The 5,016-nt window shown below is 62.6% G+C and carries 2 protein-coding genes and 1 pseudogene; all 3 read left to right on the top strand.

Annotated features, from left to right (window positions below):
- Nucleotides 1-42: 42 nt before the first annotated feature.
- Nucleotides 43-465, top strand: coding sequence for a DUF4158 domain-containing protein (locus ACP5E6_RS16015; protein ID WP_427955750.1), 423 nt, complete (start codon nt 43-45; stop codon nt 463-465).
- Nucleotides 435-2,656: pseudogene (locus tag ACP5E6_RS16010) on the top strand (Tn3 family transposase); the annotation flags it as partial. The gene ACP5E6_RS16015 and the pseudogene ACP5E6_RS16010, both read left to right, overlap by 31 nt.
- Nucleotides 2,657-3,129: 473 nt before the next feature.
- Nucleotides 3,130-4,917 (top strand): ABC-F family ATP-binding cassette domain-containing protein, encoded by a 1,788-nt coding sequence (locus tag ACP5E6_RS16005; RefSeq protein WP_427955748.1) that lies wholly within the window; start codon nt 3,130-3,132, stop codon nt 4,915-4,917.
- Nucleotides 4,918-5,016: the final 99 nt, after the last annotated feature.

Below are 5,016 nucleotides of genomic sequence, written 5' to 3'. Positions count from 1 at the left end.
CCTTAGCTTAAACACCTGTCCAAAAAACCGGAGCCGCCGCAGATGGCGCGACGTCGGCTGCTGAATGCGGAAGCATGGAACCGGCTACTCATGCCGCCCGTCGAAGAGCGGGACCTGGTTCGCCATTTCACGCTCAGCCGCGAAGACCTGGCGTTGATCCGCAGCAGGCGCACCGAGACGACCCAGCTCGGCTTTGCGATGCTGCTGCTTTATCTTCGCTTCCCGGGTCGCGTGCTGGCCGCCGGAGAGATTCCGCCAGCGCCGGTCATTGCGTTTGTCGCACGGCAACCCGGCCTTCGCCGTAGCGCCTTTACCGCTTATGGGCGGCGCGATGAGGCCCGCCGCAAGCATCTTGCCGAGTTGACGGCGGCTTTGGGCTTTCGCACCTTCGGCGATGCTACCTTTGGCGAACTGGTGGCGCGGTTGACCCGGCAGCCCAGATCGATCGGCGGCCGGGTCGGCTAATAGCGCTTGCCTTGGACGAACTGCAGCAGCGGCGCATTCTTCTGCCGCCGCCAATCGAGATAGAACGCGCCATTCACTAAGCCCGTAGTGAAGCCGAACGCATCAGCCATCGCGCGGTGATCGATACGTTGACTGTCACGCAGCGCCAAACCCTCGATGCGCTGCTTCAACGACGGACCGAAAGTCACATCACCTCGCTCGCTTGGTTGCGAACCGCGCCCCAGTCACCGGCCGGTCGGAACGTCCTCGCCATCCTCGAGCGAATCCGGTTCGTCCGGGGGATCGGATTGAATAAAGATCGTGATCCCGTTGTGCCGGCGGTCGTCTTCGAGCGGATGGCCGATGAGGGGTTGCGCATGACCACCCAGCACCTCCCTTGGGCACGTTTCGTCAAATGTGTCACCGAAGCGCACGCTCTGACCGCACCGGATGCAGCCGACAGTCGATCGGAATTGCTCGGGAGATACGCAACGATCCGGAAATTCGTCCCGGCGCTGCTGGAGACGGTTTCGTTTCAGGGGGCGGAGAGTGCGGCGAGCCTCCTCAAAGCGATCGGCTTGATCCGCGAAGCTTGGCGCACCGGCAAGCGAATTTTGCCAGTCACCGTGCCGACCGGCTTTATCCGTCGATCCTGGCGGTCCTTCGTCTTCCGGCAAGGCGCGATCGATCGCCGCGCCTATGAAATCTGTGCGATCTGAGAGTTGCGGGAGCGACTTCGCGCCGGCGATGTCTGGGTCGAGGGTAGCCGCCAGTATCAGGCCCTTGAAGCCACCCTGATCCCGCAGCCGACCTTCGATGCGATGAAAGCAGCCGGCCCCTTGCCCCTCGCCATCGATCCCGTGTTCACCTCGTATATTGCCGGGCGCGGAGGGGTCCTGAAACAGGATCTCGATGTCGTAACCAGCTTGGCAAAGGCTGGCAGTTTGCCCAACGCCACCATCACGGACGGCGAGCTGAAAATTTCCCCTCTGCGCGCCAACATGCCGGACAAGGCCGAAGCGGCGCGAGACGCGGCCTACAGCTTGGTGCCCCGCGTGAAGATCACCGACCTCCTGCTCGAAGTCGATGCCTGGACCGGCTTCTCGGCCTGCTTCACCCATCAGCGGAATGGCCGATCGGCCGATGACCGTAACGTTTTACTCGCGGCCGTTCTTGCAGATGGCATCAATCTCGGGCTGACACGAATGGCTGAAACCTGTCGCGGCGTTACGTTGCGCCAGCTCGCCTGGGTTCATGACTGGCACGTCCGGGAAGAAACCTACACTGCCGCATTGACCAGACTGATCGAGGCACATCGCGCTTTGCCGATCGCCCGGCTGTGGGGCGATGGCACGACCTCGTCATCCGATGGGCAATATTTTCAGGCGGGCGGCCAAGGTGCTGGAATTGGTGACATCAATGCCCGCCACGGCAATGAGCCTGGGGTCGGATTCTACACCCATATCTCCGACCAATTCGGCCCATTCCACACCAAGGTCATCGCCGCGACCGCCAGCGAGGCGCCCCATGTGCTCGACGGGCTTCTCTATCACCAAACCGGGTTGCAGATCAGCGAGCACTATACGGATACTGGAGACGCGACCGATCACGTTTTTGGGGTCTGCCCTTTCTTTGGACTCCGCTTCGCGCCGCGACTGCGCGACATCAAGGATCGCCGCCTCTACCTCCTGCCGGGGATGACCGTGGACCCCGTGCTCGAACCGATGGTTGGCGGCACGCTCGATATCGCCCATGTCGAGGCCAACTGGAACGATCTTCTCCGGTTGGGAACTTCTATCCATGCCGGCACGACAACCGCATCGGCAATGCTGCGCCGCTTGGCCGCTTTCCCACGCCAGAACGGTCTTGCCATTGCCCTGCGCGAGGTCGGCCGCCTGGAACGGACCCTGTTCACCTTGGACTGGATTCGAAATCTCGATCTTCGCCGGCGTGCTCATGCCGGTCTGAATAAGGGCGAGGCCCGCAATGCGCTTGCCCGCGCGCTGTTCTTCAACCGCCTCGGCGAGCTGCGCGACCGGCAATTCGAGAATCAGGTCTTCCGAGCCTCCGGGCTCAACCTGTTGGTCGCTGCCATCATCTCGGATGGGAGCATATCAGCCTCACAGGTGATTATGTCTGGAACGATCAGCGGCAACCGGTTCCTGGCGAACTTCGGCCTCTCAGGCGTCCGCCATCACTCCTGGTCGCCTGAGTTCCTTATCCGTTCACGTCTAGAGCGTTTTGCTTTCAGCTTAACGCTCTGGCTCTATGTTTTTTCGAGCGATATGCGATTATGTCGCCGCTGCCGCGTCAACTTAATCGCATATCGCTCTAGCGTACGTAAAATGCACTTTCGTGTTCGGACCCCTTAAAGAACGGCGAGATCGCGTCCTGATCGCCGGCGCCAGCCCGCCCCTAGCTCAGCACACCAAAAACAGAGCCAGCATGTTTGCCAAGGGCACGGCCGATGTCGCTAAGCGACTGCCCATCCTTCCACCTTTTCCAAAGCTCCCTCTTTTGTGCCGCCGATAAGCCAGGACGACCGGTGCGTGCCATCGTAAATCCCCCAAAACGCCCTGAAATCAATCACGTTGCGTCGACCGGTTGAACTCACCCTTCTTTTTTTCAAAAAAGAAGTGCTGCCCTTGCCTTGCCTTGCTCTCCGCGAATGGCCACAACGCGCCCATGGCCCCTCCCCTGTTGGCGTTACAGAATATCCGGCTTTCGCTCGGCGCGTCGCCTTTGCTCGATGGCGCGGAGATCGGCGTGGGGGCGGGCGAGCGGATTTGTCTGGTCGGGCGGAACGGATCGGGCAAGTCGACTTTGTTGAAGATCGCGGCGGATATGATCAGCGCCGATGGCGGCTCGCGGTTTCTGCAACCGGGGGCGACGTTGCGGTATTTGCCGCAGGAGCCGGATTTGTCGGCGTTTGTGACCGTGCTCGATTACGTGATGGACGGGCTGGACGCCGCGACCGAGGGGCACCGGGCGCGGGGATTGCTGGATCAGCTGGGGTTGAGCGGGGCGGAGACTACGGGGCGGCTTTCGGGTGGCGAGGCGCGGCGGGCGGCGATTGCGAAGGTGCTGGCACCGCAGCCGGATGTGCTGTTGCTCGATGAGCCGACCAATCATTTGGACCTGCCGGCGATCGAATGGCTGGAGGCGGAGTTGCGCGGGTCGCGGGCGGGGATCGTGCTGATCAGCCATGACCGGCGGTTGCTTGAGAAAGTGTCGCGCAGCATCGTGTGGCTGGATCGGGGGCGGACCAGCCGGATCGACCGGGGGTTCGCGCATTTCGAGACCTGGCGTGACGAGGTGTTCGAGCAGGAGGCGCGGGATGCGCAGAAGCTGGCCCGCGAGATTGTGCGCGAGGAAGACTGGATGCGCTATGGCGTGACCGCGCGGCGCAAGCGCAATGTGCGGCGGGTGGCGGAGTTGGCCGGGCTGCGGGAGAAGAAGCGCGAGGAAAAGCGCGATACGCGCGAATTGCAGGTGAGTGCCAGTGCGGCCGCGCTTTCGGGCAAGATCGTGATGGATGCCAAGGCGATCGATAAATCCTTCGGCGATCAGGTGATCATTCGGGATTTGACTCTGCGGGTGTTGCGCGGGGATCGGCTGGGGATTGTCGGGCCGAACGGGGCGGGCAAGACCACGCTGCTGCGGTTGCTGACCGGGCTGGACCAGCCGGATGCGGGGCGTATCAAGATCGGCACCAATCTGGCGGTGGCGACGCTGGATCAGCAACGCGCGGCACTCGATCCGGCGCGGACGCTGGCGGATACGCTGACCGGGGGCAAGAGCGATCTGGTCGAGGTGGGCGGGGAGTCGCGCCATGTGATCGGGTATATGAAGGATTTTCTGTTTCGGCCGGAGCAGGCGCGCACGCCGGTGGGCACGCTTTCGGGCGGTGAGCGCGGGCGGTTGCTGCTGGCGGCGATTCTGGCGAAACCGTCGAATCTGCTGATCCTGGATGAGCCGACCAATGATCTGGATTTGGAGACGCTGGATATTTTGCAGGACATGCTGAGCGATTACGCCGGCACGATTCTGCTGGTCAGCCATGATCGTGATTTTCTGGACCGGATCGCGACATCGACCCTGGCGGCGGAAGGGGATGGGCGCTGGGTGGAGTATGCCGGCGGGTATTCGGACATGCTGGCGCAGCGGGGCGAGCGGGTGCGCGAGGTGGCGACGGTGCGCAAAGCGGGGCCGGTGGCGAAGCGGGCGAGCGAGAAGGCCGCGTTTTCGTTCAAGGATCGGCACCGGTTGAAGGCGCTGAACGCGGAGATTGCGGCGGTGCAGGGCGAGCTCGATACGCTCGAAGCGACATTTGCGGATACCGCGTTGTTCACGAAACAGCCCGAGCAGTTTCAGGCGAATATGACGGCGCTGGCGGGGCTGCATGAGCGGATGGGCGTGCTGGAGGCGGAGTGGCTGGAGTTGGAGCTGCGGCGGGAGAGTGTTGAGGGCTAGAGCGATCGACGATTGAGTTGACGCGGCGGCGGATGGGTCATGGGCATTGCTTGCCCGGCTCGCCACATTCGTTCTGAAATCGTAACGTTTTAGGCGTGC

Origin of the sequence: Acidiphilium sp., assembly GCF_049977125.1 — a bacterium.
Lineage (GTDB): Bacteria > Pseudomonadota > Alphaproteobacteria > Acetobacterales > Acetobacteraceae > Acidiphilium.
The sequence above is the reverse complement of the archived record's forward strand: the minus strand, read 5'-3'. Positions and strand labels throughout refer to the sequence as shown.

Coding starts and splice junctions, on each gene's coding strand:
- ACP5E6_RS16005 (WP_427955748.1), top strand. CDS start 3,130: ATGGCCCCTCCCCTGTTGGCGTTACAGAATATCCGGCTTTCGCTCGGC.
- ACP5E6_RS16015 (WP_427955750.1), top strand. CDS start 43: ATGGCGCGACGTCGGCTGCTGAATGCGGAAGCATGGAACCGGCTACTC.